Source organism: Halomonas sp. H33-56, from assembly GCF_040147035.1.
Classification (GTDB): Bacteria; Pseudomonadota; Gammaproteobacteria; order Pseudomonadales; family Halomonadaceae; genus Halomonas; species Halomonas litopenaei.
Map to the genome: position 1 here is coordinate 4,750,371 of NZ_JAMSHP010000001.1, position 25,245 is coordinate 4,775,615.

The window sequence follows — 25,245 nt, forward strand, 5'->3', positions numbered from 1 at the left end:
TGGATAAATGGACAGGCAGGGCGCCCTCGGTCAGGAAGGATCGGACTCCGGATAGCGCAGTGGGTTGAGGCTGCGCTTTACCGCCTTGAGCTGCTCGGCGAGCTTGGGGCCCCGGGTCTTCGCCACTCCCACCGCCAGCACGTCGACCAGTACCAGATGGGCGATGCGGGAACTCATGGGCGTGTAGATCTCGGTGTCTTCGGGCACATCGATGTACAGCGGCAGGTCGACTTCGTCCGCCAGGGGGGAGCCGCTGGGACAAAGACCGACCACGGTGGCGCCCGCCTCCCGTGCCAGCTTGACGCTGGCCACCAGTGCCCGGGTGCGGCCGGTCTGCGAGATCGCCACCACCACGTCGCCTTCCTTGAGGGTCACCGCCGACATGTTCTGCATGTGCGGATCGGCGTAGGCGGCGGTGGAAATCTGCAGCCTGAAAAACTTGTGCTGAGCATCGAAGGCCACCGCACCGGAAGCTCCGTAGCCGTAGAACTCGACGCGATTGGCCATGGCCAGGGCGTTGATCGTCTTGTTCAACGCCTCGTTGTCGAGCCGGTCCCTGATCGACAGCAGGGTCCCCACCGTGGAATCGAAGATGCTGTGGGAAAACTCGGCCACGGAGTCGCTGTCATTCATCGAGAACTGCGCGAACTGGCTGCCCGACGCCAGCATCTGCGCCAACTTCAGCTTGAAGTCCTGAAAGCCGTTGCAGCCCAGGGCCCGGCAGAAGCGTACCACCGTGGGCTCGCTGACCTTGGCCTCGGTGGCCAGATCGACGATACGCATGTGGATAACTTCGTCGGGGTTGCGCAATACGAAGCGTGCGACCTTCTGCTCCGACCGACGGAAGTGCTCCATGCGACGTCGCATTTCATCAAACAGCGCGCGACTCACCCTCTACTCCTTTGACTGGCTGGGAGGACCCGGAGCTGGCAGGGCGCAATGCCCGTCGCTATCGATCCGGTCTGGTTCCAGTATGCCCCATGACGGCGTCAAATGCGCCCTGTGCTGCGTCATGCATCGAGCCCCCAGGCCGCCCCTGCTCAACCGGATGGATTTTTTTCTAGCGTTGGCAGAACGTTGCAGGATTGACGTCCACACCGTCATCTTTTTGTCAACTGGGGTATAGTAAAAGGGCAGTGTCGCGCAGCGTCCTGGATGCCGGCACATTCACTGCATAGGAGAATCGATCATGCGTAATGTCGAAAGGTTATCCTCCGTCAAGAGTGAACTCCTCGACATCTTCATGAGCATGGAAGTCGCCGAACACGAAAGGCGCTCCCGCACCGCGGCCCAACGCAACCTGCGAGCCCGCCGCGGCATCGAGCTTCATCGGGAATTCAAGCGTCTATCCGAAGACATCGCCGAACTGCCAGAAGACGGCAACGACGACGAAATGCACTGACCCGGTAGACTGAACCAGCACGCGTGGCCGCCGGCCCGACGTGCGCCAGACCGCCAACAACGCGGGTCTGTACCATAATTCGGGGCCTGGCCGCTGGCTCGAGCGACGGCCGGCCCATCCCTTGCGAGAATCGCACCGACGAGACTCGCCATCAGGTGTCTGTCGCCTGAAAGCCCCAGGCGCGTCAAAGGCACCGCCAAGCGTCCCTCCTGGCATGCTCTCCCAAATGCATGCCTTTGGCTGCAGGCATCAATGAACAAGCACTGACGTCTCGTTGGGCTCCCGCTGAGGCCCCACTGCCACCTCGTTGACGTCCGCCTCTGGTCACTCTGTACGGGCAGTCTTGCCCTGCCGCCCGGTTCCGATGGATCGCCTGGCATTGCCTGTCAACGCAGAGACCCGGCACAAGGCCGGGTCTCTGGTCTGGCATGCAGCAATGACGCCTGTTACAGGCTGGAGATGAACACCACCGCCACACCGATGGGCGCCACGAAGCGGGTCAAGGCGACCCACAGGGCTTCCTTGCCACCGGACAGACCGAGGTCTTCGGCCACGCCTTCGCGGTTGAGGAACCAGCCCGCGAACAGGATGGCACCCAGGCCGGTCAACGGCAGCATGAACTTGCTGGTCAGCTTGTCCAGCAGGTCGAACACCCCGAGGCCAAACAGTACCGGGTCACTCCACACGTTGAAGGACAGCAGAGCGGCGATACCCAGCGCCCAGGCGCCGATGCCGGAGACCACCGCCGACGCGGAACGCGACAACGGCGTGCGCTCTTCGACAAACTCGACCACCGGCTCGAGCAGCGAAATGGCCGAGGTCAGGGCGGCGAAGGTCAGCAACAGGAAGAACATCAGGCCCAGGATCAGGCCACCGCCCATATTGCCGAAGGCCAGCGGCAGGGTGACGAAGATCAGGCTCGGGCCGGAGGCCAGGTCGAGCTGATTGGCAAACACGATCGGGAAGATCGCCAGGCCCGCGCCGAGTGCGATCACGGTATCCATGATCACCACGGTGCGCGCGGTCTTGATCAGGTCGACCTTCTCGCCGAGGTAGGAACCGTAGGCGATCATGATGCCCATGCCCAGTGACAGGGTGAAGAAGGCGTGTCCCAGCGCTGCCAGTACCACCTCACCATTGAGTGCTGTCCAGTCCGGGTTGAACAGATAGTTCAACGCCTCACCGAAATGGCCGGTGGTCATGCCGTAGCCCACCAGCACCACCAGCAGCAGCGCCAGGGCCGGCATCAACACGTTGACCGCGCCTTCCAGGCCCTTGGTCACGCCGCGAGCAACGATACCGATGACCAGCAGCATGAAGATGGAGTGCCACAGCAGCAGCAGACCGGGGCTTGCCAGCATGCCGCTGAACAAGGCGCCGATACCGTCGGCGTCCTGGCCGCTGAAGTCACCGGTCACGCTGCCGAGGGTGTAGTACAGCGACCAGCCACCGATCACGCTGTAGAACGACAGGATCAGGAAGGCACCGATGACCCCGGCGACGCCGACCAGGGCCCAGACCTTGGGCTGACCGGCCTTGGCCGCGACGCTGGCCATGGCATTGACCGGATTGCTTTGCCCACGCCGACCGATCATCCACTCGGTGACCAGGATCGGCAGGCCGATCAGGCCGATGCACAGCAGGTAGACGAGCACGAAGGCGGCACCACCGCTCTCGCCCACCATGTAGGGAAACTTCCAGATATTACCAAGCCCGACAGCGGAACCGGTGGCGGCGAGGATAAAGGAAAAGCGCGATGACCACTGCGCGTGTGTCGTTTTGGACATAAATCACCCTTCGGATACGTGTCGTCATCGATCGATCGGATGCAATGACGGCGTTGTGTTTGTAGTCGCCACGTCCTCGATGGTCCGGGTCACGGATCCACCGATGTACAAGGGGTCTGACGGATGTCAGCAGGATCACTGCCGGCACACCACTCTTCCCCAGCGCAGGGTTCGCGCTGGTCGAGACCGGTGGGTCCAGGCGAGTCACCATCCAAGGATAAGGAGGCGACCGTCTCTGGCCCGTGGCAAGTGACGAACAGCCGACAAAACTAGCGTATGACAATAACAAACGCCAGCCAACAATGGTCAAAGCAGCTGATTCTGTCGATCTCCCGGAAACCCGGGCAATGCTTGCCACCCCATTCTATCGGCGACTCTGGCGTACAGGTTTCTGGCCAGTTCCGGAGCCTCGCGATTATCCGCCGTATGCACAAAAAGAAAAGGGGTTTTCCCCTGTTTTATCCACAAGGCGAGCTGGTCTATCCAGGGGGTGAAATAGTGCTCGTTGATGGCGCTGTCAAGATGGCCAATGAAACGTATCACAGGAAATTTTGCTGTAGAGATCACGTGTAGTGGGCGTCTTGGCTTTTCCGCACGAGCCTGGATCAATCCCGAATGGGCCTCGGGCGGTCCGGAAAACAACGGCCTGACATCCAGCATCACGCGATCGGCGCCATGACTTATCAACAGGGCGTTGATATCTCTCTCGGCGCTCCCCTTGTGGAAAAATTCACTGTGGCGCAGTTCTACTGCGCAGGGTACGTCTTGTGGCCAATCTCTTAGAACCTTCTCCAGAGCAGGCACCTCCTCAGGACCAAAGTCCCTGGGGAGCTGAATCATGACCGGCCCGAGGCGGTCCTTCAGTGGCCACAGGGCCTCGACGAAGTCACCCACATCGGTCTCGACCTGGCGTAATCGTTTTGCATGTGTCAGCGCCTGGGGCAGCTTGAAGCAGAAGCGAAAGCCCGGTGGCGCTTGGCGGGACCAGCCTTCCACCGTCCGTGGCCTGGGCGCCCCGCTGTAGAAGGTGGTATTTCCCTCGACGGCGTTGAATACGGCGGCGTAGTCGTTGAGCCAACCCTCGCGCCCGGCGTGGGGTGGGTAGAGACCACCACGCCAGTCTGGATTGGCCCACATCGGCAGACCAATGTACATGGGTGGTTGCGCTGATCGATCGTTCAAGAAGGCAGACTCGACGGTTTCAGGGGCGCCAGCATAGCATCGCCCCGCCCGGTGTTGCCGAACGGGGCGATGCTGACAAGCTTCAAGCGGCACCGAGCGTCGGAGCTTCTCGCCCTCAGCCGGGACTCTGTCCGAAAAGCCGACGGGTACAGGGGATTTTGAGCCTCCTAGAAGTCGTACTTGGCGGAGAACTGAACCCTGTCCAGGTCGAAGGTATCGCCGTCCACCTCATCCAGGTCGTAGCGCTGGTACTCCGCCGACAGCGTGGTATTGGCAAAGGGCGACCACATCAGGTTGAGAAAGAAGCTGTCGTAGCTGTCGGTGTCATCGCCGGTACCGTTGCTGTCGAGTTCAGTCGCCGAGTAGGCGATGCTCGAGCGCAGCGTGTCGGTCCAGTAGTGACGATAGATGGCCGAGGCGCCCCAGGACTCCACCATCTTGATCTGGCCGTCCTCCACCTTGGCGTTGGGGTAGGCGCCCAGCGCCATGTAGCGTCCCAGGTTGCCATAGTTGGCCTGCAGCATGAGGTCGTCTTTTTCGAACACCGGGAATCGTCCGGTCAGGCTGTAACCGGCCCCCCAGCGACTGTCGTCGTCCTCGGCGTCATCCAGGCTGAAGCGCCTGACCACGGTGGCCGCTGAAACATGCCCCCACTCCTGGTCCACATTGACCCGGGCCACCATGTCCGGGGTGTCCTGGTCGTCGTCGCCGTCCTCGGGGTTCTCCACCGCGAACTGCAGGCTGCCCCAATCCAGCGGATAGGTATAGCGAAGCTGTGGCTGGCGCACGAAGATCGAGCCGGTATGGGTACTGAAGGCGTCGATCTCGCCAAGCCCCTTGAGATCCATGAAGGTTGACCAGTACTGCCCGGCCAGCCAGTTGCCCCAGCTCAGGTAGGCGTGGCGCAGCCGCGGCGCGTAGGAGTGGGAAACAAATTCGTTGGCTTCATCGTCGGCGCCATAGAAGTCCGTCTCGATATAGGTCTTCATGGTATCGCCACCCAGCGGTGTACTGGTACCGAAGCTCAGACGCGTTTCCCGCGCACTGAAACTGACGCGGTTGTCGGCGTCATCGTCGGTGGCGCGCAACAGCCCCGCCGTCACCGTCTCGTTGGCCTTGCCGTCGCTGAGTCCATTGTCGGAGAACGCCGCCTGAGCCTTGATGTAGCCGCCAAAGGACACTGTGGTATCTCCCACCAGGAAGTCGCCACTGTCGGTGCGCTTGACCACGTTCTCGCTGACGTCGGCGACGTCCTGCTGCATGCTGGCCTGCTGGTTGATCAGGTTATCGATCTGGGCCTGCTGCTGTTCAACCAGTTGCATGGCCGCCTGCTGTTGGGCCTTGAGCTGTTCGATCTGGGCCTTCAGGTCATTGAGTTCCTGCATCGACGTCTGCGCCTCGGCCGCGATCGGCATCAGCAGACAAAGGCCCGTTCCCGTCAGCAAGGCGCTTGTGGATCGTAATCCGCTCATCGCCGTCCCCCTTCATTATCGTTGTCGTGGCGGTCGTCATGGCGGCTGTCGCTGAACTGAATCACCGACGCCTGCACGCTCGGAGACCCAGGCATGACCGGCAAACCACTCGCAGGAATGGCGACCACGTATAACCAAGCGCTTAACTAACGACTATAGAAACGAAGGTTCGAGAACGGCGTTTGATATTGTGCCAAATGAAGCACGAAAAAGAAGTATCCGAATTAGCAAAACAATAGAAATATATCTTACAAATTCATAATGCTAGAACCGGAAAATATGGAAAATTCCGAGCTTTCTTCTTTATCAAGTACCGGTACAGCATATATCGATAGGCAGTAGAAGCGGCGCCTGGCCGACCTCAAGAAAATACCACTGCATCAACGTGCTGTTTTTGTGATCTGGTTCTCGGACCGGCAGCGCGGAGCCTGTCAACACAGATGACACATGAAATGATTCTGACTCTTTAACACCCTGCCGCCAGGGGCGCCGCATTCCTCTCGGGATTCAGGTGCACTACCTCTGGCAGGCCGAGGTTTCCGATGTCCCAGGACCAACACTCCGGATAAAGCTGCTTTGTCGCCTCAAGACCTCCCGGCGCTGCGCCGGGACACCTTTGGCCTCGCAGCTATGACGCTGACTCGTCGCGCCGTCGGCGATACCTCGCGGCCGACGTCACTCTGGAAAGAGCTCTTCGTCACTTCATGTGGATTTGGGCTGCCGCCTCCGATCGCGTCACTCTTCAAGCGACTATCTAGAAAAGCTGTGTTAATTACCATCAATGACTTGAACATTGATCTATCGAGCTAAGGGGAGCCATACCCCGGTAGACGGAATATCGCGTTGTCCTCGACCGCACCTCCTGGATCTGCGGCGACACTTGAGCCTACGCTTCCCTCAGCACTACACAACAGGAAGGGAACAAGCCCGATCTCGTGAGGCCGGGCAAAGCTGGATGCAGCAAAACGGGGTCAGTCGACGTTGTTGTGCCAGCAGATAGAGCATCTACAACCAAAGAAAGCCGACAGATTTCGCATGATGAGAGGACTCAGCCACCCCGACGGCGTAACTGACGAAGCTCGCCGTTCAGCGCCTTGATGATGGTGTAGCACATCACAATCATCACCACCGAGAAGGGGATCGCGGTGGCCGTGACTCCGGCCTGGAGCGCCGAGAGTCCGCCGCCGATCAGCAGTACGATGGCAATCAGGCCTTCCACCGTGGCCCAGAACATGCGCTGAGGGCGCGGTGCATCGATCTTGCCACCGGCGGTGATGGTATCGATCACCAGCGAGCCGGAATCCGACGAGGTGACGAAGAAGATCAGCGCCAGGATAATGCCCAGGGTCGACATCAGGCCCGACAGCGGCAGCTCGTTGAGCATGGCGAACAGCGACAGCTCGGGACTGTAGCTGTCGATCACGTACTCCTTGACCAGGCTGCCGGCCGGATTGGCATATAGCTGGTCGAGGGCGGTGGCGCCGAACACGCCCATCCAGATGAAGATGAACAGACTCGGGATCACCAGCACACAGATCACGAACTCACGCACCGTGCGCCCCCGGGAGACGCGGGCGATAAACATGCCGACGAAAGGCGCCCAGCTGATCCACCAGGCCCAGTAGAAGATGGTCCAGGATTGGCGATAGGCGTCGTCCTCGCGGCCGAAGGGGGCCGACAGCGGGATGAACTTCGTCACGTAGGTCTCAAGGCCGGCCCAGAAGCCGGCGAGCGCCGCCAGGGTCGGGCCGGCGAACAGCACGAAGAAGAAGAACAGCACGGCCATTCCCATGTTGATCTCGGAAAGCCGCTTCACGCCACCTTCCAGACCGCGCCACACCGAGACCAGCGCCACTGCGGTGACGGCTGCGATCACGACCACCTGAGTGGTGATGCTGACGTCCAGGCCGAAGACGAAGTTCATGCCGGCGTTGGCCTGCTGAGCGCCGAGGCCGAGCGAGGTGGCCAGGCCAAACAGGGTCGAGAATACCGCCAGGATGTCGATGACGTGGCCCCACCAGCCCCAGACGCGGTCACCCAGCAGCGGGAAGAACGCCGAACGGATGGAGAAGGGCAGGCCCTTGTTGTAGGTAAAGATGGACAGCGCCAGCGCCATCACCACGTAGACGGCCCAGCCGTGGATGCCCCAGTGCAGATAGGTGCCGGCCAGCCCCATGGCGGTGGCGTCGGCGATGGCCTCAGCGTTCAGTTCCCCGTCGCTGCCGAAGGGCGAGGGCGTGCCTAGCGGCGAGGAGACGTTGGCGTGATAGACCGGTTCCAGCACGCCGAAGAACAGCAGGCCGATGCCAATGCCGGCCGCGAACAGCATCGCAAACCAGGACAGGTAGCCATACTCCGGCGTGGCGTCGGGGCCGCCCAGGCGGACCTTGCCGTATGGCAGCACGACCAGTGCCAGACAGAACAGGATGAAGCCGTCCACCACGATCATGAAGTAGCTGTCGAGGGTGCCGGTGGAGAAGCTGACAATGGACTGAAAGAGATTACCGGCTCGCTCGGGGAACAGCAGCGTCAGCACGATGAAGACAATCGAGGCCAGCGCCGAGATGGCGAAGACCCGGTTATGTATATCGAAGCCGATAGGCCCCAGGCTGCCCTCGAAGTTGTCCTGCCCGACGGTATAGTCCGTCTGCATGTCGTCCGAAACCGGGGTTGGAGCCTGCTCGCTTTGAGTACTCATGAATGATGCTCCTGTGGATGGAAACACACTGGCCGAGTGAGTCTCGCACACGTCAGCTGTTGCGTGTGACAGGACAAGCGATGAGAGCTGAGGCTCCCTTACCAGTAGCGGAAAGATTGAGCTCTCGGCGTCAATATGTGCACCGGAAACAGCAGCCCTCCCCTGAAACCCTCTACCCCGTGCAGGTCAGCACACCAGGGGGGACCGCAAATAACGCGTGGAAATATCAACGAAAGCGACGCCGCTTTCCGTTCAACGCCTTGATGACTGTATAGCACATCAGAATCATCACCACCGAGAACGCAACGAGATATCGTCAAATCCGGTGCCGGGCTATTTGGCGGCAGTCCTGTCTGATTGATCGGTGACTTGCTCTCCATCCCTGAACTGAAGTGGACCCCATTCCCAAGCAAAAAGAGCGCGGGACACCGGGGTGTCACCGCACTCTCTTTAGCCTCCAAGAACAAGAACGGACTGCATCAACACCTTCTCTGGAGTTGATGGGAAGATTTCCCTTCCGTCACGCCGAGTCTGCGACCGCTGCCATACTATCGCCCGACGGTATGTCTACTCCACCGTCACCGACTTGGCCAGATTGCGCGGCTGATCGACATCGGTCCCCTTGAGCACCGCCACGTGGTACGACAATAGCTGCAGCGGCAGGGTGTAGAGGATCGGCGCCAGTGCCTCGTGGACGTGGGGCAGGTGCAGCACCTGGATGCCCTCGCTGGCGTTCAGGCCGACATTCTCGTCGGCGAACACGTACAGCTCGCCGCCTCGGGCCTTGACCTCCTGCAGGTTGGACTTGAGCTTGTCCAGCAGTTCGTCGTTGGGTGCCACCGAGATCACCGGCATCTCGCTGTCCACCAGCGCCAGGGGGCCGTGCTTGAGCTCGCCCGCCGGGTAGGCCTCGGCGTGAATGTAGGAAATCTCCTTGAGCTTCAAGGCGCCTTCCTGGGCGATGGGGAAGTGGGCACCACGTCCCAGGAACAGCGCGTGGTGCTTCTCGGCGAAGGCCATGGACAGCCGCTCGATGGCCTCGTCCAGGCCCAGCACCTGGCTGCACAGCGCCGGCAGGGTCCGCAGAGCGGCGACGATCTCGGCCTGCTCGTCCTCGTGCATACCCCGCACCCGGCCAAGCGCCAGGGCGAACAGCATCAGCGCGGTCAACTGGGTGGTGAAGGCCTTGGTGGAGGCCACACCGATCTCGGGGCCGGCCTGGGTCATCAGGCTCAGGTCGGCCTCGCGCACCAGCGAGCTGCCCGGTACGTTGCAGATACCCAGGCTGCCCAGGTAGTTATCCTGCTCCATGGCAAAACGCAGCGCGGCCAGGGTGTCGGCGGTCTCGCCGGACTGGGACAGGGTCACGAACAGGGTGCCCTGGGGCACCACCACCTGGCGGTAGCGATACTCAGAGGCGACCTCCACCTGCACCGGGATGCCGGTGTAGCGCTCGAGCCAGTAGCGCGCCACCATGCCGGCGTGATAGCTGGTGCCGCAGGCCACGATATGGATCTGGCGGACCTGCTGGAACAGACGCTCGGCATCGGGGCCGAAGCTTTCCACCAGCACCGAGCGGTCGCCCAGGCGGCCTTCCAGCGCCGCGGCGATCACCGCCGGCTGTTCGTGGATTTCCTTGAGCATGAAGTGGCGGTACTCGCCCTTGCTGGCGGCGCCGTCACCATGCTCGAAGGTCTGGACCTCACGCTCGACGGCGGTCCCCTCAGCATCGAAGATCTCGATGCGACCATTGGCGGACAGGCGCACCACGTCGCCTTCACGCAGATAGATGAAGCGATCGGTCACCGGCAGCAGCGCCAGCGGGTCAGACGCCAGGAAGGCCTCACCGATGCCGACGCCGACCACCAGCGGGCTGCCCTTGCGCGCGCCGACCACCACATCGGGCTCGTCCACCGCCATGACCCCCAGGGCGTAGGCGCCATCGAGGCCGGCGACGACCCGCTGGAAGGCGCTGAGCAGATCACCGTCGCGGCGAGACTCACGCTCCAGCAGGTGGGCGATCACCTCGGTATCGGTCTCGGACTCGAACACATAGCCCTGATCGGTGAGTTCCCGACGCAGCTGCTCATGATTCTCGATGATGCCGTTATGTACCACCGCCAGGCGATCACGCGACTGGTGGGGATGGGCGTTGGGCTCGCTGGGGCGACCGTGGGTCGCCCAGCGGGTGTGAGCAATACCGCTGAGCCCCGGCAGCGCCGAACCCTCCAGTCGCGCCTCGAGCGCGGCCACCTTGCCCACCGCGCGCTGGCGCACCAGTTCTCCCTCGGGGCTGCGCACCGCCATGCCGGCACTGTCATAGCCGCGGTACTCGAGGCGCTTGAGGCCTTCGAGCAGAATGTTCTGTACGTTGCGCTGGGCCACCGCGGCGACGATGCCACACATAGGGGTCACTCCTTGAGAGATTCGTTATTGGCTACCGCTGACCAGCAATCGAGAGGGGGCCGCAACGGCAGAAACGGGCGGAAGCGTCCGTCAATCCTCGTCCTTGGTCGGCCTCGGCCAGTTGGCCTTGGCGATCTGACGAGACCTTGTCACCGCCAGGCTATGATCGGCGACGTCGCGGCTGATGGTGGAGCCGGCACCGACGGTGGCGCCCTCGCCGACACTGACCGGGGCTACCAGCGCCGAATTGGAGCCGATGAAGGCGGCGTCACCGATCTCGGTACGGTGCTTGTTGGCGCCGTCATAGTTGCAGGTGATAGTGCCGGCGCCGATATTGACCTCACGTCCCAGGCGGGCGTCACCCACGTAGCTCAGGTGGTTGATCTTGCTGCCCTCGCCCACTTCGGCGTTCTTGGTTTCGACAAAGTTGCCGACCTTCGCCTTGACCGCCAGACGCGAGCCAGGACGCAGCCGGGCGAAGGGACCGATCTGGTTCAGCCCGGCCAATACTGCACCGTCGACGATGCTGTGGGCCTCGATGACGCTTTCGGCGCCAACATGGCTGTTGCGTACCACCGAGTAGGGGCCGATGCGCACACCTTCGCCGAGCTCCACCTCGCCTTCGAACACACAACCCACGTCGATGAAGACGTCGTGCCCGCAAGTCAGCTTGCCACGCACGTCGAGACGGTCTGGGTCGGCCAGGGCCACGCCCTTTTCCATGAGCCCATCGGCGATGTCGCGCTGGTATGCTCGCTCGAGACGCGCCATCTGGGCGCGATTGTTGACGCCTTCGACCTCCATCGGCCGTGCCGGCTGGGCAGTGGCCACCTCAATGCCCTCGGCGGCGGCCATGGCGATCACATCGGTCAGGTAGTACTCGCCCTGGGCGTTGTCCGACGACAGCTCAGGCAACCAGCGCTTCAGCTGGGCGCTGGTCATGGCCATGATGCCGGTGTTGCACTCGGTGATCGCAAGCTCGCTTTCAGAGGCATCCTTCTGCTCGACGATGGCCACCACCTTGCCTTGGTCGTCACGCACGATGCGGCCGTATCCCGCCGGGTCGTCCAGGGTAACGGTCAGAAGTCCCATGTGGCGCTCGTCCACCTGCTCCAGCAAGGCCGCCAGCGTTTGCCGACGGATCAGCGGCACGTCACCGTAGAGCACCAGCACCTTGCCATCGCCAAGCTGGCCCAGCGCCTGCGCGACGGCGTGACCGGTACCCTTCTGCTCGGCCTGATGGGAAAAGCGAACCTCGGTGTCGGCCAGGGCATCGCGAACCCGCTCGCCACCGTGCCCGATGACCACGTGGGTGCGATCCGCATCGAGACCCCGGGCGGTATCGACCACATGACGGACCATCGGCTTGCCCGCCAGGGTATGCAGCACCTTGGGCAGGCTCGAGCGCATGCGGGTGCCCTGTCCGGCGGCGAGAATCACCACATCGAGGCTCATCGTGACTCCTTGTCTAAAACAAAAGATCGAAGCAAATATCGCAACAGTAGCGAACCGACCAACGGTTTCAGTGATCCGTCGTGAGAGGCCAGCGCTACTATTCTAGCGGGGTGTCGACATCCGTCACCACCGTAAGCCCCAGGGTATCGACCATCTCCTGCCCAAAGCGCGTCACAAAGGCGGGGCTGACCCGACTTTCCCAGCCCTCACCCTGACGCACCAGCATCACCACCGGCAATTCCTGGTCGATGGCGGCCTGCATGCCTTCCTCTTCGCCCATCACGCTCAGCGCGGTGGCCCAGGCGTCGGCCCAGGCATTGGACGGATGCACCACCGTCACCGAGGCCAGCCGATGGGTGATGGGGCGCCCTGTGCGGGGGTCGATGGTATGGGAGTAGCGCTTGCCATCGGCCTCGAAGTAGTGACGGTAGTCACCGGAAGTCGCCACCGAGACGTCATCGAGGCCGACCACGTGCTGAGCCTTGGGCGCACCGTTCTCGGGCACCTCGATACCGATGCGCCACAGCCCCTTGCCGCCGTCACGCCGTCCCTTGACCTTGACCTCTCCGCCAAGGTTGACCAGGTAGTTGGCGATACCCTGGCGATCCAGATAGGCCGCCACCTCGTCGGTGGCGAAACCCTTGGCCACCCCGGACAGGTCAACGTAGACGTCACGCAGGCGACGGGCCTGGGCCTCGGCGGTGTCGATCTCGAGCGCGTCCATGCCGACCTGAGACAAGCGCTGCTCGAGTACGTTTTCCTCGGGGATTTCCCGGGGCCGGGCCTCGGGGCCAAAGCTCCACAGATTGACCAGGCTACCGACGGTGACGTCGAAGGCGCCGTGACTTTGCTGGTTGACCGACTGGCTGATGGCCAGCACCTCCATGAATTCATCGGAGATCGGCTGCCATTGCCCCAGCGGTGACTGATTGAAGGCGGACAGCTCCGAATCCTCGCGCCAGGTCGACATGGAGGCGTCGACCGCGTGCATCTCGTCGAGTACGCCCTGCTCGATCTCCTCGACCTGCTCGCGTGTCAGCGGGTCGGCCAGGGTGATCTGGTAGAAGGTGCCGAAGATGTCGCCTTCCAGGGTGATCGGCGAACGGGTAGTGGTCTCTTCGCTGCAACCGGACACCAGCAGTGCCATCAGGAGGGGCGCCAGCCAGGTTGTCAGCCATCCACGCCGAGCGGTCTTGAATCCAGTCATGAGGGGTCTCTTCAGATATATCAGCCAAACAGCCAGATCAGGGCGATACCAAGCAGCAGGCGATAGACGACGAAGGGCTGCATACCGATGCGCTTGATGAACGACAGGAAGAAATGGATGCACAGGTAGGCGCTGACGCCGGACAGCAGCGTGCCGAGCGCCATGTCACCCCAGTGCACATCGACACCCGTCTGAATCAGCTCGCAGGCCTCGAGTCCCCCCGCCAGCACGATCACCGGAATCGACAGCAGAAACGAGAAGCGGGCCGCCGCTTCGCGCCCCATGCCCAGCATCAGCGCCACCGTGATGGTGATGCCGGAGCGCGAAGTGCCGGGGATCAGCGCCAGCGCCTGGCCGATGCCGATCCACAGGGCATCGCTCCAGCGCAGCTGATACTCGCTGCGCGAGCCCCTGAAGCGCCAGTCGGCCAGCCCCAGTAGCAGGCCGAAGAAGATCAGACCGAACGCCAGCACCATGGGCGAGCGGGCATACTGCTCGATGACGTCCTTGAACAGCAGTCCGGCCAGCCCCACCGGAACGGTGGCGAGGATCACCCACCAGGCCAGCCGAGCGTCCTGATCGGTGCCGCGACCGGCGACGCTGGCACACCAGCTCGTCAGCATGCGCAGGATCTCGTCGCGGAAATATATGACCACCGCGCCAAGGCTACCCAGGTGCAGCGCCACGTCGAAGGCCAGTCCCTGGTCCGGCCAGTCGCTGAAAACGGGGACCAGTATCAGGTGGGCGGAGCTCGATACCGGAAGAAATTCGGTGATTCCCTGAATCAGGGAGAGAACGACAATCTGTAGCCAATCCATGGAGTGACCCGTAAGCGAGGGGTAACAGGCAAAACGCCCGCAAGAGCATACACTCCACGGGCGTTCTTGTCCGCTGTCAGGGGGCCCCTGGCCGCACCCGCTGCGGTCGATCAAGTTCCCATCAGTACCAGTGTGGCGATGGAAAAGTAGATGACCACCCCGGAGGCGTCGATCAGGGTGGTGACCAGCGGTGCCGAGGCGGTGGCCGGGTCCCAGCCCAGCCGATCGAGCACGAACGGCAGGCACATGCCGAGCAGGCTGCCGAACAAGACGATGCAGATCATGCTTATGGCCACCACCAAGGCCACCGCCTCACCGCCTCGAATGACCCCGATGGGGGCCACCGCCAGGGCCATGGTCAGTCCCAGCGAGCCTGCCACCAGCAGTTCTCGGCCGAGCAGCTTGCTCCAGTCCTTGATCCCCACGTCACCGGTGGCCATGCCTCGCACCATCAGGGTGGCGGCCTGGGCGCCGGCGTTGCCACCGCTGCCGATCAACAGCGGCAGAAAGAACACCAGGGTCACCTGGGCGGCGATGGTGTCCTCGAAGTGGGCGATGCCGGCTCCCGAGAAGAGGTTGCCGAACACCAGCAATACCAGCCAGATCACTCGCTTGCGATACAGGCTCCACAGCGGCACCCGGGACACGCCACCTTCCAGCTGACCGATCGACATGCCCTTGTGGATGTCCTCGGTGGCCTCGGATTCGACCACGTCCATGGCGTCGTCGTGGGTGACGATGCCGACCAGTCGCTCGTCGGTGTCCGTCACCGGCAACGCCAGCAGGTCGTAGCGCGCCACCACCCGGGCGACCTCTTCCTGCTCGGCGTCCACACCGATGCTGATGACGTCGTGGATCATCAGCTCGTCGATGATCGCCTGGGGCCGTGCCACCATCAGCTGTCTCAGTGACATGGTGCCGGCCAGGCGGCCGTGCTCGTCCACCACGTACAGCTGATAGACGGTCTCGGCGTCGGGAGCGGTCTGGCGCACCCGCATCATCGCCCGGGACACGGTGAGCCCCATCGGGATCGCCACATAGTCGGCGGTCATCAGGGCGCCGGCGGTGCCCTCCTCGTAGCTCGCCAGGCGCTTGAGCGCCTCGCGCTCGCGCCGCGCCATGCGCCGTAACAGCGCCTCCTTGCGATCATCTCCCAGCACCTTGAACAGGTCGGCACGTTCGTCCGAGCCCATCTTGTCGAGGATTCGCGACAGCCAGGCGTCCTCGATGCGAGACGCCATGGCATCCTGGGCCTCGAACGGCAGATGACCGAACACGCTGGCCTGGCGCCCCACCGGCAGGCAGGCCAACAGCGCCACGGCGCTGTCCAGGCGGTCCTCATCCTCGATCAGTCGCTCGAGGATCTCGGCCAGATCCGCCGAGCGAATCTCGGGCAGGCGGGCTTCCAGCGTCTTGCTGTCGCGGGGATCGAGGGCACGCAGCAGCACCTGCTTGTGCGCATCCAGGCTGGGGGTCAGATTCATGGGCGTCTCCTCATGGCCGGCGTCCTTGCCGCAAATCGCTGAGGCGCAGTGTCCCCAAGAGACGACCTATCGGGGCTGCTCGAAAAGGCGACATGATGCCATGTCTGGATGAACATTAGACACAAGGCAAGCAACGCAGAAGCGTCAGTCGCGGTTCGCTGCCGTCATCACCAACGAAAACGCCCCCCGAATGTCAGCCATTCGGGGGGCGTGGGGCATCGGCGCCAGGGAACTTAGCCCTTGCCGGCCTTCCTGCGCAGCTGCTGGATGGTACGCAGCTGGGCCAGGGCCTCGGAGAGTTCCGCCGCGGCGCGGGTGTAATCCAGCTCCGCCGACTTGTCCTCCATGGCCTTGATGGCCTGCTTGCGGGCCTCTTCGGCGGCCGCTTCATCCAGATCGGATGCGCGAACCGCCGTGTCGGCCAGCACGATCACCTTCTCGGGCTGCACTTCGATAAAGCCGCCGGAGACGTAGAAGTGCTCCTCGCTGCCTTCGTTGAGCACCCGCACAGGGCCCGGAGCCAGCTCGGTCAGCAGCGGCGTGTGGCCGGCCAGGATGCCAAGATCCCCCAGGATGCCAGCCGCCACCACCTGCTCGGCACTACCGGAGTAGACCGAGGCTTCGGCACTGACGATCTCGCATTGGATGGTTTTCGTCATGATGACGTCTCCCGGTTAGAGGGATTACTTCATCTGGTTGGCTTTCTCGACGGCCTCGTCGATGGTGCCGACCATGTAGAAGGCCTGCTCGGGCAGCTCGTCGTACTCGCCGTCCAGGATGCCCTGGAAACCACGGATGGTCTCCTTCAGCGACACGTACTTGCCGGGAGAGCCGGTGAACACCTCGGCAACGAAGAACGGCTGTGACAGGAAGCGCTGGATCTTACGCGCACGTGCCACGATCTGCTTGTCTTCGTCGGACAGCTCGTCCATACCCAGGATGGCGATGATGTCCTTGAGCTCCTTGTAGCGCTGGAGCACGCCCTGAACACCGCGCGCGACGTTGTAGTGCTCGTCGCCCACCACCAGCGGATCAAGCTGGCGAGAGGTGGAGTCCAGCGGGTCGATGGCCGGATAGATACCCAGCTCGGCGATGGAACGCGCCAGTACCACGGTGGCGTCCAGGTGCGAGAAGGTGGTCGCCGGAGACGGGTCGGTCAAGTCATCCGCGGGCACGTAGACGGCCTGCACGGAGGTGATCGAGCCGGTCTTGGTGGAGGTGATACGCTCCTGCAGAACGCCCATCTCCTCGGCCAGGGTCGGCTGGTAACCCACCGCGGACGGCATACGGCCCAGCAGTGCGGACACCTCGGTACCGGCCAGGGTGTAACGGTAGATGTTGTCGACGAACAACAGTACGTCACGACCTTCGTCACGGAACTTCTCGGCGATGGTCAGACCGGTCAGGGCCACACGCAGGCGGTTCCCGGGCGGCTCGTTCATCTGGCCGTAGACCAGTGCCACCTTGTCGAGAACGTTGGACTCCTGCATCTCGTGGTAGAAGTCGTTACCTTCACGAGTACGCTCACCGACACCGGCAAACACGGAGTAACCGCTGTGCTCGGTGGCGATGTTACGGATCAGCTCCATCATGTTGACGGTCTTGCCGACACCGGCACCGCCGAACAGACCGACCTTGCCGCCCTTGGCAAACGGGCACACCAGGTCGATGACCTTGATGCCGGTCTCGAGCAGCTCGTTGGTGGCCGCCTGGTCGGCGTAGCCCGGAGCCTCGCGGTGGATCGGCATGCGCTCCTGCTCGCCGATCTCACCGGCTTCGTCGATCGGCTCGCCGAGCACGTTCATGATGCGGCCCAGGGTTTCCTGGCCGACCGGGACGGAGATGGCCGCGCCGGTGTTATCGGTGTTCATGCCGCGCTTGAGCCCTTCGGTCGAGCCCATGGCGATGCAGCGCACCACGCCGTCGCCCAGCTGCTGCTGGACTTCGAGGATGGTCTCCTTTTCGGTGACCTTCAGCGCGTCGTAGACCTTGGGAACATCGTCCCGCGGAAACTCTACGTCAATCACCGCGCCGATGATTTGTACGATACGTCCGCTCATCTTGGTTCCTCTCTAATACCTGCAAATGAAACCTGCATGCCTTAAACAGCGGCGGCACCGCCAACGATCTCGGAGATTTCCTGGGTAATGGCCGCCTGACGGGCCTTGTTGTACACCAGCTCCAGATCGTCGATCAGATTGCCCGCGTTGTCGGTCGCGCTCTTCATGGCAACCATGCGTGCCGCCTGCTCGCACGCTGTGTTCTCGACCACCGCCTGATACACCTGCGCTTCAACGTAGCGCACGAGCAGGCTGTCGAGCAGCGCCTTGGCATCCGGCTCATACAGGTAGTCCCAGCTGCTGGGACGCTTGTTCTCGTCGTCTTCCTCGACCTTTGCGGTGTCCTCGGTCAGCGGTAGCAGCTGACGGACGACCGGCTTCTGGGTCATGGTATTGACGAATTCGTTGTGCACCACGTAAAGACGATCCAGCTTGCCTTCATCGTAGGCATCCAGCATCACCTTCACGCTGCCGATCAGATCATCAAGACTCGGCGTTTCCCCCAGGCCACTCTTGGCGGCGACCAGGCTTCCCCCATACTTGCGGAAGAAGCTGCTGGCCTTGCTGCCGAGGGCACAGAAGTCGAGCTCGGCGCCCTTCTCGTGCCACGCCTGAGCGTCCTTGACCGTCGCCTTGAACAGGTTGACGTTCAAGCCGCCACAGAGACCACGATCGCTGGAGACGACGATGTAACCGACGCGCTTGGCCTCACGCTCTTCCATCCACGGATGCTTGTATTCCGGGTTGGCCTGGGCGAGATGACCCACCACGTGACGGATCTGTTCGGCATAAGGCTTGCTCGCCGACATCCGTTCCTGGGTCTTGCGCATCTTCGACGCCGCCACCATCTGCATCGCATTGGTGATCTTCTGCGTGTTCTTGATGCTCGCAATCTGCGTGCGAATCTCTTTTCCGACTGCCATGGCGATCTACCCTTGTTCGGTGACCCTCAGAATCCTGTTCGACCACCTGGCCCGCCTTGCGGCGGGCCAGTGGACGCTTACCAGCTCTGAGAGGACTTGAACTTCTCGAGACCCTGCTTCAGGCCGTCCTTGATCTCGTCGTTGTAGTCGCCAGACTCGTTGATCTTGTCGAGCAACTCGCCGTGCTCGGACTTCATGTACTCGTGGAGTGCATGTTCGAAGTCCAGCACCTTGTTGACGTCGACGTCGTCCAGGAAGCCTTCGTTGGCGGCAAACAGGGAGATCGCCATCTCGGCAACCGACATCGGCGAGTACTGCTTCTGCTTCATCAGCTCGGTGACGCGCTGACCGTGCTCGAGCTGCTTGCGGGTGGCTTCGTCCAGGTCGGAGGCGAACTGGGAGAAGGCCGCGAGCTCGCGGTACTGGGCCAGAGCCAGACGCACGCTGCCGCCGAGCTTCTTGATGATCTTGGTCTGTGCCGAGCCACCCACACGAGACACCGACAGACCGGCGTTGATGGCCGGGCGGATGCCTGAGTTGAACAGGTCGGTCTCGAGGAAGATCTGACCGTCGGTGATCGAGATCACGTTGGTCGGAACGAAGGCAGACACGTCGCCGGCCTGGGTCTCGATGATCGGCAGTGCGGTCAGCGAGCCGGTCTTGCCCTTCACTTCACCGTTGGTGAACTTCTCGACGTAGTCGGCGTTGACACGCGCGGCACGCTCGAGCAGACGGGAGTGGAGGTAGAAGACGTCGCCAGGGAAGGCTTCACGGCCCGGCGGACGACGCAGCAGCAGGGACACCTGGCGGTAGGCCACGGCCTGCTTGGACAGATCGTCATAGACGATCAGCGCGTCTTCACCGCGGTCGCGGAAGTACTCGCCCATGGTGCAGCCGGAGTAGGCGGCGAGGAACTGCATCGGGGCCGGATCGGCGGCGCCGGCGGCGACCACGATGGTGTGCTCCATGGCGCCGTGCTCTTCGAGCTTGCGCACCACGTTGGCGATGGTCGACTGCTTCTGACCGATGGCCACGTAGACACAGGTGACGCCGGTGCCCTTCTGGTTGATGATCGCGTCGATGGCGATCGCCGACTTACCGATCTGACGGTCGCCGATGATCAGCTCACGCTGACCGCGGCCGATCGGCACCATGGCATCGATGGACTTGAAACCGGTCTGGATCGGCTCGTCGACGGACTGACGAGTGATGACGCCAGGTGCGACCTTCTCGACCGCGTCGGTTTCCTTGGTGCCCAGGTCGCCCTTGCCGTCGATGGGGTTACCGAGGGCGTCGACCACACGGCCGCGCAGTTCGGGACCCACCGGCACCTCGAGGATGCGACCGGTACACTGGGCAGTCATGCCCTCTTCCAGCTGCAGGTAATCACCCAGAACCACGGCACCGACGTTGTCGCGCTCGAGGTTCAGGGTCATCCCGAAGATGCCGCCGGGGAATTCGATCATCTCACCGAACATTGCGTCGGCGAGGCCGTGAATCTGCACGATACCGTCAGATACGCTGACGATCGTGCCCTGATTACGGGCTTCGGATGCGACGTCAAGCTTCTCGATACGCTGCTTGATGATGTCGCTGATCTCGGAAGGATTCAGTTGCTGCATGCCATGTCCCTCAGACTCAGGCGGAAAGGGCTTCCTGGAGGCGGTTCAATCGACCACGTACCGAACCGTCGATGACGGTGTCGCCGGCACGCAGGATCACGCCGCCCAGGAGCGTCTTGTCCACCTGAGTGGTAATGGAGATTTCGCGGTTCAGACGCTTGGCCAGTGCACTCGCGAGCGATTGTTCCTGGGCTTCGGCCAGCGGGAAGGCAGAAACGATTTCCACCTCTACCCGCTTTTCCTGCTGGGCCTTGAGCACCTCGAACTGCTCGGCGATGGCGCCGAGCGCCGCCAGGCGACCCTTCTGGCCGACCAGGCGAACGAAGTTCTTGAGGTCGTCATTGACGGCGTCACCACAGACGTCGACGACAACATCAGCCTTCTGTGCGCTGGACAGCTTGGGATTGCCGAGCACCCGGGCGCGCATGTCGTCGTCGCCGACGACCTGCGCGACCCTGGCCAGCATGCCGGACCATTCGTCGAGCGCGTCCTTGGCCACGGCGTGCTCAAAGGCAGCCTTGGCGTACGGGCGAGCGATAGTTGACGTTTCCGCCATGGGGCACCTCCTCAGAGCTCTTTGGCGAGTTTGTCGACGATGGCAGCGTGCTGCTTCTCGTCGATGGAGGACTCCAGGATTCGCTCAGCGCCCAGGACCGCCAGACGGGACACCTGCGCGCGCAGGTCTTCCTTCGCGCGTGCCACTTCCTGCTCGATCTCGGACTTGGCCTTGGCAATCATGCGCTCGCCTTCAAGGCGGGCGTCTTCGCGTGCCTGCTCGAGCTTCTGGTTGGCCTGTTTCTGGGCCTGTTCCAGGATCTCGGCCGCCTCTTGCTTGCTCTTGCGCAGGGTCTCGTCGGCCTCTTTCTCGGCCACCTCGAGATCACGCGCCGCACGGCTGGCAGCATCCAGACCATCGGCGATCTTCTTCTGGCGTTCCTGCAGAGCTTGCATGACCGGCGGCCATATAAACTTCATGCAGAACCAGACGAAGAACGCAAAGGCGATAGCCTGGCCGACTAGGGTAAGGTTCAGGTTCACGCCAGCACCTCTCGCGTTACGGGTTTGGGGTTAACGGATCGACGGCTCGGGACGAGCGGTCGGACATTAACCGACAAACGGGTTAGCGAAGGTGAAGAACAGCGCGATACCAACACCGATCATGGTCACGGCGTCCAGCAGGCCGGCGACGATGAACATCTTGACCTGCAGCATCGGAACCATTTCCGGCTGACGTGCAGCGCCTTCCAGGAACTTGCCGCCGAGGATACCGAAGCCGATGGCGGTGCCGAGTGCACCCAGGCCGATCAGCAGGGACACGGCGATGGCGGTCATACCCAGAACTTGTGCTTCCATGGTGGTCTCTCCAGTTTTTAGTTGAAACTAAGGTTTATCAGTGGGTTAGGGTTAAGGGTTTAGGGTTGAAGCGAAACCGTCAGTGCTTCTCCACCGCCATGCTCATGTAGACGATGGTCAGCATCATGAAGATGAAGGCCTGCAGGGTGATGACCAGGATATGGAACACCGCCCAGGTGAAGTGCAGCGGCAGCTGCCACAGGCCGATCATCGCGATCAGGATGAAGATCAGCTCACCGGCGTAGAGGTTGCCGAACAGTCGCAGGGCCAGGGAGATCGGCTTGGCGATCAGGGTCACGGTCTCGAGCAGGAAGTTGACCGGGATGAACAGCGCCTGGACCAGCTTGTTGGGTGAGTTGAACGGGTGCAGGGTCAGCTCACCGATGAAGCCGGAGAAGCCCTTGGCACGAATGGTGTAGAAGATGATCAGGCCGAACACGGACAGCGCCATGCCGAGGGTGGCATTGACGTCGGTGGTCGGTACCACCTTGAAGTAGACGTGGGCCGGGTCCGCGCCGAACAGGGCGCCGATCTTGGCCGCCAGCAGCGGCAGGAAGTCCACCGGCACCAGGTCCATCAGGTTCATCAGGAAGACCCAGCAGAAGATGGTCAACGCCAGCGGCGCGATCAGCTTGCTCTTGCCGTGGAAGGTGTCCTTGACCGAGTTGTCGACGAACTCGACCATCAGCTCGACAAAGTTCTGCAGCGCACCAGGCACGCCGGTGGTAGCGGTGTTGGCCGCCTTCTTGAACAGCCACAGGAAGATCAGACCGAGACCGACGGACCAGCCGAGGGTATCGAGGTGAACCGCCCAGAAGCCCATGTCGGAAGCTTCCTGGGCGGAATGGGCGATCGACCAGCCATTGTCCGGGTGCAGCCCGAAGGTCAGGTTCTGCAGGTGGTGCTGGATATATTCCGTCGGAGTCGGATTCGTGCCTGCCATGTCTGCCTCGTTGTCAGGTGTGCGACGGTCGTTTCACCAGCCAGGGCCCCAGCCAATGAACGAACAGCGTCACCACATAAGCGCCAAAGAAAAAAGTCGGGTTTGAGGGAGGCACTGCGATGAACACCAGGGTGAACAGCGCCGCCGTCAAACCGAACTTGCCGGCTTCCGCACGATAGAAATTGTTGACGATGGCCTTGGAGTAGCGCGCGCCCTGCGCCCGGAACACACACCAGGCAAAGAACACATTGGGCAAAAAGGCCACCAGCCCGCCCAGGGCCGCCGAGGAAGCGCCGGAGATACCGTCGATGCCAGCCGCCGCAACGCTGGTCAGCGCCAGCACAGCGAGCTGTGCCATCAGCAGGCGCTGCACCTGGGGTCGTTGGATCCTGGCCGCCAAGTGTCTCTCCCGACGCGCCTCTTGGCGCGAACTCGTCATCCATCGTGATCGCCGGCGACAGACCACCGGCAGACTCCGGCGCGATTATAGGGAAGCCCCCTAACGGCTTCAACCAAAGACGTGACGATTTGTCGTCACTTCGCGCTGGCTTACGACCAAATGCGGAGAAAAGGCCGCTAAAGTGATTAGCGACCTAAGTGGTTTACTGCGCTGATACGCGCAACCCGGTCGCTGTATCTGGTCGTCGCCACTCAGCGGATGTGGCCCAAGATGCCGTCGAGCTCATCGAGGCTCGAGTACTGGATGGTGACCTTGCCCTTGCCGGCCTTGCCGTGGCTGATCTTGACCGGGGCGCCGAGCAGATCTGCCAGACGGGTCTCCAGCCGGGCCACGTCCTGATTCGGCGCAGTCTTGGCGGCCTTTGGCTTGCCATTGGCCAGTTGCTTGACCAGTGCCTCGGTGGCGCGCACGGTCAGGTCCTTGTTGACCACCTCATGGGCCGCCTTGCGCTGCTTGGCCGCCGGCAGGGTCAACAGGGCGCGGGCATGGCCCATGTCCAGGTCACCGCGTTCGAGCAGCGTCTGCACCTCGGGGTCCAGCGCCAGCAGGCGCAGCAGGTTGGTCACCTGGGTACGCGAACGGCCCACGGCGTCGGCGACCTGCTGCTGGGTCAGTTCGAATTCGTCGAGCAGACGCTTGAGCGCCAGCGCCTCCTCCACCGGGTTGAGGTTCTCGCGCTGGATGTTCTCGATCAGCGCCAGCGCCAGGGCCACCTCGTCGGTCACCTCGCGGATCACCGCCGGGATGACGTCCAGCTCGGCCAGCTGGGAGGCCCGCCAGCGGCGTTCACCGGCGATGATCTCATAGCGGTCGGGACCGATCGGACGCACCACGATGGGCTGCATCACGCCCTGGGCGCGGATCGAGTCGGCCAGCTCCTCCAGCGCCTCGGGCTGGATATCGCGCCTTGGCTGGTAGCGTCCACGGCTGAGCTGGCCCAGCGGCAGGCGCTCCAGACGTTCCTCCGGCGCGGGAGGCGGCACCACCGTGGCGTCTTCGTCGCCGTCGGTGGTCAGCTCGGCATCCACCTCGGGCAGATCGAGGCTCTCGCGGCGGCGGGCACCGGCCCCGATCAGCGCATCCAGTCCTCGTCCCAGGGCGCGTTTGCGCGTCATCGATTCATCCTCATCACAGCACGCTCAAAAATTCGACACTGCTGGCCCTTGCCACCCTGGCCGGGGCTACAGCGACAGCCGACGAATCAGTTCCTTGGCCAGCACCCGGTGGGCCTGGCTGCCCCGCGAGAAGCGTGCGTACTTGGTGACCGGCAGGCCGTGACTCGGCGCCTCGGCAACCCGCACGTTGCGTGGAATGGTGGTCTTGAGCAGGGCATCGCCGAAGTAGTCCCGCAGCTGCTTGCTGACGTCCCGGGTCAGGCTATTGCGGGCGTCGAACATGGTGCGCAGGATCCCGAAGATCTCGAGGCCCGGGTTCACGCTGTCCTTGATCTGCTCGACGGTGTCGAGCAGCGCCGACAGGCCTTCCAGGGCATAGAACTCGCACTGCAGCGGTATCAGTACCCCATCGGCGGCGGTCAGCGCATTGACGGTGAGCATGTTCAGCGACGGTGGGCAGTCGATCATCACCACGTCGTACTCGCCGGCGACTTCGTCCAGCGCCTTGGCCAGCGCCCGCTCGCGGCCTTCACCACGATCGAGCAGCTCGACCTCGGCGGCGGTCAGGTCGCCATTGCCGGGCAGCAAGGCGTAGCCCGCCTCGGGGCAGTCGAGGATGACCTCCACCGGGCGCTTGTCGCCCAGGATGACGTCGAGCACGCTGCCCTCGAGGCTGTGCTTGTCGACACCACTGCCCATGGTGGCGTGGCCCTGGGGATCGAGATCGACCAGCAGTACGCGGCGATCCAGCGACGCCAGACTGGCGGCCAGGTTGACGGCAGAGGTGGTCTTGCCGACCCCACCCTTCTGGTTGGTCAAGGCGATGATTTTGGTCACGACGTCATCCTTGCGTGGAAA

22 protein-coding genes are annotated in these 25,245 nt (G+C 62.7%); 1 reads left to right on the plus strand and 21 read right to left on the minus strand.

Annotation, left to right across the window (positions count from 1 at the left end; all coding sequences use genetic code 11):
* Positions 1 to 30: 30 nt before the first annotated feature.
* Positions 31 to 891 carry a transcriptional regulator HexR gene (gene hexR / locus NFH98_RS20445; protein ID WP_045994481.1) on the minus strand — a complete coding sequence of 287 codons (861 nt, stop codon included), beginning with the start codon at positions 889 to 891 and terminating at the stop codon, positions 31 to 33.
* A 298-nt stretch (positions 892 to 1,189) separates the two neighbouring features.
* Here hexR and NFH98_RS20450 point away from each other — a divergent pair, with 298 nt between their 5' ends.
* Entirely contained in the window at positions 1,190 to 1,402 is a 213-nt protein-coding gene (locus NFH98_RS20450) for a PA3496 family putative envelope integrity protein (RefSeq protein WP_045994480.1), read from the plus strand.
* A 446-nt stretch (positions 1,403 to 1,848) separates the two neighbouring features.
* Here the strand turns inward: NFH98_RS20450 and NFH98_RS20455 are convergent, their stop codons facing one another.
* The 20 genes from NFH98_RS20455 to NFH98_RS20550 form a co-directional block, all read right to left on the minus strand.
* Positions 1,849 to 3,189: a sodium-dependent transporter gene (locus tag NFH98_RS20455; RefSeq protein ID WP_222567988.1), complete on the minus strand. Its 1,341-nt coding sequence runs from the start codon at positions 3,187 to 3,189 to the stop codon at positions 1,849 to 1,851.
* A gap of 306 nt (positions 3,190 to 3,495) precedes the next feature.
* The gene (locus NFH98_RS20460; RefSeq protein WP_348827329.1) at positions 3,496 to 4,344 is read right to left on the minus strand and encodes a DUF72 domain-containing protein; all 849 of its coding nucleotides are present in this window, start codon (positions 4,342 to 4,344) and stop codon (positions 3,496 to 3,498) included.
* Between the two features lie 194 nt (positions 4,345 to 4,538).
* Positions 4,539 to 5,843, minus strand: coding sequence for a DcaP family trimeric outer membrane transporter (locus NFH98_RS20465; RefSeq protein ID WP_185696434.1), 1,305 nt, complete (start codon positions 5,841 to 5,843; stop codon positions 4,539 to 4,541).
* Between the two features lie 1,048 nt (positions 5,844 to 6,891).
* A complete protein-coding gene (locus tag NFH98_RS20470) occupies positions 6,892 to 8,541 on the minus strand; it encodes a BCCT family transporter (protein WP_108131965.1) in 1,650 nt (549 codons plus the stop codon).
* 567 nt (positions 8,542 to 9,108) lie between these two features.
* Entirely contained in the window at positions 9,109 to 10,947 is a 1,839-nt protein-coding gene (gene glmS / locus NFH98_RS20475; protein WP_349623094.1) for a glutamine--fructose-6-phosphate transaminase (isomerizing), read from the minus strand.
* Positions 10,948 to 11,037: 90 nt separating this feature from the next.
* Positions 11,038 to 12,402 (minus strand): bifunctional UDP-N-acetylglucosamine diphosphorylase/glucosamine-1-phosphate N-acetyltransferase GlmU, encoded by a 1,365-nt coding sequence (gene glmU, locus NFH98_RS20480; protein ID WP_349623095.1) that lies wholly within the window; start codon positions 12,400 to 12,402, stop codon positions 11,038 to 11,040.
* 97 nt (positions 12,403 to 12,499) lie between these two features.
* A complete protein-coding gene (locus tag NFH98_RS20485) occupies positions 12,500 to 13,609 on the minus strand; it encodes an FAD:protein FMN transferase (RefSeq protein WP_222516268.1) in 1,110 nt (369 codons plus the stop codon).
* A 20-nt stretch (positions 13,610 to 13,629) separates the two neighbouring features.
* Positions 13,630 to 14,427, minus strand: coding sequence for an undecaprenyl-diphosphate phosphatase (locus NFH98_RS20490; RefSeq protein ID WP_124804536.1), 798 nt, complete (start codon positions 14,425 to 14,427; stop codon positions 13,630 to 13,632).
* A gap of 110 nt (positions 14,428 to 14,537) precedes the next feature.
* Entirely contained in the window at positions 14,538 to 15,911 is a 1,374-nt protein-coding gene (gene mgtE / locus NFH98_RS20495) for a magnesium transporter (protein ID WP_108131960.1), read from the minus strand.
* A 233-nt stretch (positions 15,912 to 16,144) separates the two neighbouring features.
* Positions 16,145 to 16,570: a F0F1 ATP synthase subunit epsilon gene (locus NFH98_RS20500; protein WP_045992706.1), complete on the minus strand. Its 426-nt coding sequence runs from the start codon at positions 16,568 to 16,570 to the stop codon at positions 16,145 to 16,147.
* Between the two features lie 24 nt (positions 16,571 to 16,594).
* On the minus strand, positions 16,595 to 17,971 hold the full coding sequence (gene atpD, locus NFH98_RS20505) for a F0F1 ATP synthase subunit beta (protein WP_045992707.1): 1,377 nt from the start codon (positions 17,969 to 17,971) through the stop codon (positions 16,595 to 16,597).
* Between the two features lie 41 nt (positions 17,972 to 18,012).
* A complete protein-coding gene (atpG, locus tag NFH98_RS20510) occupies positions 18,013 to 18,894 on the minus strand; it encodes a F0F1 ATP synthase subunit gamma (RefSeq protein WP_045992708.1) in 882 nt (293 codons plus the stop codon).
* Between the two features lie 77 nt (positions 18,895 to 18,971).
* Positions 18,972 to 20,516, minus strand: coding sequence for a F0F1 ATP synthase subunit alpha (atpA, locus tag NFH98_RS20515; RefSeq protein ID WP_045992709.1), 1,545 nt, complete (start codon positions 20,514 to 20,516; stop codon positions 18,972 to 18,974).
* Between the two features lie 16 nt (positions 20,517 to 20,532).
* Positions 20,533 to 21,072: a F0F1 ATP synthase subunit delta gene (locus tag NFH98_RS20520; RefSeq protein ID WP_045992710.1), complete on the minus strand. Its 540-nt coding sequence runs from the start codon at positions 21,070 to 21,072 to the stop codon at positions 20,533 to 20,535.
* 11 nt (positions 21,073 to 21,083) lie between these two features.
* The gene (locus NFH98_RS20525; protein WP_045992711.1) at positions 21,084 to 21,554 is read right to left on the minus strand and encodes a F0F1 ATP synthase subunit B; all 471 of its coding nucleotides are present in this window, start codon (positions 21,552 to 21,554) and stop codon (positions 21,084 to 21,086) included.
* A 66-nt stretch (positions 21,555 to 21,620) separates the two neighbouring features.
* Entirely contained in the window at positions 21,621 to 21,869 is a 249-nt protein-coding gene (atpE, locus tag NFH98_RS20530) for a F0F1 ATP synthase subunit C (protein WP_045992712.1), read from the minus strand.
* A gap of 79 nt (positions 21,870 to 21,948) precedes the next feature.
* A complete protein-coding gene (atpB, locus tag NFH98_RS20535) occupies positions 21,949 to 22,812 on the minus strand; it encodes a F0F1 ATP synthase subunit A (RefSeq protein ID WP_045992713.1) in 864 nt (287 codons plus the stop codon).
* A 13-nt stretch (positions 22,813 to 22,825) separates the two neighbouring features.
* On the minus strand, positions 22,826 to 23,185 hold the full coding sequence (locus NFH98_RS20540) for an ATP synthase subunit I (RefSeq protein WP_231498561.1): 360 nt from the start codon (positions 23,183 to 23,185) through the stop codon (positions 22,826 to 22,828).
* A gap of 278 nt (positions 23,186 to 23,463) precedes the next feature.
* A complete protein-coding gene (locus NFH98_RS20545) occupies positions 23,464 to 24,387 on the minus strand; it encodes a ParB/RepB/Spo0J family partition protein (protein WP_045992715.1) in 924 nt (307 codons plus the stop codon).
* Positions 24,388 to 24,453: 66 nt separating this feature from the next.
* Positions 24,454 to 25,224: a ParA family protein gene (locus tag NFH98_RS20550; protein WP_045992716.1), complete on the minus strand. Its 771-nt coding sequence runs from the start codon at positions 25,222 to 25,224 to the stop codon at positions 24,454 to 24,456.
* Positions 25,225 to 25,245: the final 21 nt, after the last annotated feature.